The organism is Acidiplasma aeolicum, assembly GCF_001402945.1.
Taxonomy (GTDB): domain Archaea; phylum Thermoplasmatota; class Thermoplasmata; order Thermoplasmatales; family Thermoplasmataceae; genus Acidiplasma; species Acidiplasma aeolicum.
This window is the reverse complement of record NZ_LKBG01000063.1, coordinates 1-3219: the sequence shown is the minus strand read 5'-3', so window position 1 is coordinate 3219 and position 3219 is coordinate 1. Positions and strand designations below refer to the sequence as shown.

Genomic DNA, 3219 nt, shown 5'->3' with positions numbered 1-3219 from the left:
TTTTAAATGAATATAATTTAAAAAGAAGTGAAAATTTTCAAAGGCTTAATAAACTGGTTGAAAGAAACCAGGAGATAGATAATGAATTAAAAAGGCTAAAGACAGTGCATGATACATTAAACTCTGCCGATGCATCTGCAATACCGGCATTGCTCCATGATATCTCTGTTATGACCTCAGAGAGGGATAAATTAACAGGGGAAATGGAGGCTTTTAAACCCCAGTACGATGCATATAAACAGCTGGAGGCTGAGGTAAAAGCCCTTGAGGCTGATATAAATGCCGGTGAAAGGGCTGAGGAGGAATATAACCGGTTAAAGGGATTTTTGGAATCAATGGACATAAATGAGCTAAATAAAGAATTTAATAATTATAACAATGAGGTTAATGAAATAATAAAAAACCTATCAGACATTGAGGGTAAATTAAATTTTGTTCCCGATTATAATGTTTATAATAATACATATGATCTTCAGTCCAGACTAAAAAAGTTGATGGACGATGAGAAACTTGAATCGGCCATTAGGGCCAAAATAGACATGTATAAGCAGAATATGGAATCAATGGAGGAAGACCTTAACAAAATAATAAGAGATCTAAAAGATCAGAATGATCGAATAAGGTTGCTTGAGAATGATGAAAATAAATATGCGGAGTTAAGGGCTGAATACGATGAACTTTCAGGGAAAATAAATCTTGCAATTGCAAAAATGGATACAAATAATTTGCAAAAAGATCATTATAATTTAGAAATAAAAAAATATTCAGGAGATTATGAAAGGCTTAAAAAAATAAGATCTGCAATTGTTAACCTTGAAAAAATAAGAGGGGCATTTGATGTTAATGGGATCCAGGCCCTTATAAGAAAGGATGCATCGGCATCAATTACAAATTTAACAAGAAAATATTTAATGTCATTTAATCTGGATTTTGACGATATAAGCATAGATGAAAACTTTAATATAAAGGTATCACAGAATTCAATGGAACAAACACTGGAATCACTGTCTGGTGGTGAAAAAACCGCCCTTGCAATAGCACTAAGGCTTTCTGTGGCGGAGTATGTCCTTGATAGAATCAGCACTGTTATCATGGACGAGCCCACAAATTTTCTTGATGAGGACAGAAGAAACAACTTAAAGGATATAATACAGTACTCACTTAAGGGTGAAACCAACATACCGCAGATGATAATTATCACACATCACAGTGAGCTAACCTCTGTTGCCGATAATTCATATGAGGTTGTCAAGGAAAATGGGACCTCCCATGTTATTTCGGGTTAAAATTAATAAATATAAATATTAATTTAATATTATTATGGATATGCTTGACATGGATTATTCAGATTCAGTTTATAGACCTGCAGAGGATTCATACATGGTAATGGATCATGCAAATCCCGGCGCCAGAATGCTGGAAATAGGCGCTGGGTCAGGCATAATATCAATTTATTTTGCATCCCTTGGTAAAATTGTTACCGCAACGGACATATCTGAAGACGCCATAAAATTAATTAAGCACAATGCAGAAAAAAACAATGTAAGAATCAATGTTATTGAGTCAGATCTTTTTGAAAATGTAAATGGGAAATATAATACAATAATTTTTAACCCACCATATTTGCCGGTGGAGGGAGAAAGCCCACAGTGGTCTGGTGGTTCTGATGGCTTTAAGGTTATTTCAAGATTTCTCAATGATGCATGGAAATATCTTGAAAAGCATGGAAACATTTACATTGTATTATCAGATTTAACCGACATAAACCTGTTAATTAAAAATTATAATAATAGGTATAATTTTAAAAAAATTGCGTCCATGGATTTTGATTTTGAATCAATATTCTTATATGAGCTTACAGTGATATCATGACCATAGAGGAAAGAATTAAGGAAATAGAAGACGAAATTAAAAAAACACAAAAAAATAAGGCCACAGAAAAGCATATAGGTATATTAAAGGCGAGAATATCAAAACTGGAACTTGAACAGGAATCACATAAAAAATCCTCCGGATACGGTTTTTCAGTTCCAAAAAGTGGTGATGCAACAGTTGCGCTTGTTGGATACCCAAACGTTGGAAAAAGTTCAATATTAAATGCACTGACAAATAAAAAAAGCACCGTTGGTAACTTTGCATTCACAACATTAAATGTAATTCCAGGAACATTGAACTATAACGGCGCACAGATACAGATACTGGATTTGCCTGGAATAATAGACAATGCCGCACTCGGAGCGGGCAGGGGCCGTGAGATTATAAGCACTGCCAGGAATGCGGATTTAATTGTCCTTGTAACAGATATTGAGGCAAAGGGCCTTGACAGGATAATAAATGAGCTGTACAAGTCTGGAATAGTATTAAACAAAAGAAAAAAGGATATATCATTAAAAAAATCAAATTATGGGGGATTAAGAATACATAAACCAAAGTTTGTTGACATTTCTGTGGATGACATAAGGGACATAGCAAAGGAATTCAAGATCGTAAATGGGGATATATACATAAGGGAGAATGTGGACATTGATGATTTAATAGATTTTTTCAAGGGCAATATTGTGTATATTAAGTCAATCATGGTAGTAAATAAGGTGGATATGCCACACGATGAAAATACCTTAAGGAATAAGATAGAAAAATTTGGGGACTATCTTGAGGTTTCAGCCACAACAATGTATAATATTGAAAAATTGAAGGAAAGAATATACAAATCACTTGATTTTGTCAGGGTTTACATGAGGAACAAGGCGGGAATCGTTGACTATGAGCGTCCCATGATATTAAACTCGGGATCAACTGTAAGGGACGTATGCCGTAAAATTAGCAGGGAGATGCTTGAAAATTTTAGATACGCAATTATAACAGGTCCATCAAGGAAAATAGAGGCAAAGGTTGGCCTTGATTATAGGGTTAATGATGAGGATGTGATAACAATAATAAGCAAATATTAAACGTCATATGATTTTAGTTTTATGAAAAAATTTATTAAATTACAATATTTTTATAACTAATACATTCAATATAATATGTATTAGCGACAAAGCAAAGGTGATAAACACATAATATCTATTATAAATCAAAATCCTTTATTTTTTTGCGTCAACAATATTAAAAGTAATTACATTTACAAAAAGTTTATATGTTAGTAATAACGGATATATAATGTTCAAAAATTATTTTCTTGATTAATATGGCAATTTCGTATATAAATTGGGATGC

The 3219-nt window shown here is 33.1% G+C and carries 2 protein-coding genes and 1 pseudogene; all 3 read left to right on the top strand.

All coding sequences use genetic code 11. The features are described from left to right. A pseudogene (locus AOG54_RS02135) lies at positions 1–1286 on the top strand (hypothetical protein); the annotation flags it as partial. Between the two features lie 34 nt (positions 1287–1320). Then, complete coding sequence (locus AOG54_RS02130) at positions 1321–1872, top strand: HemK2/MTQ2 family protein methyltransferase (RefSeq protein ID WP_231563384.1); 552 nt, start codon at positions 1321–1323, stop codon at positions 1870–1872. Further along, positions 1869–2951: an OBG GTPase family GTP-binding protein gene (locus tag AOG54_RS02125; RefSeq protein WP_084795461.1), complete on the top strand. Its 1083-nt coding sequence runs from the start codon at positions 1869–1871 to the stop codon at positions 2949–2951. The genes AOG54_RS02130 and AOG54_RS02125 overlap by 4 nt, the downstream gene beginning before the upstream one ends. Positions 2952–3219 lie beyond the last annotated feature (268 nt).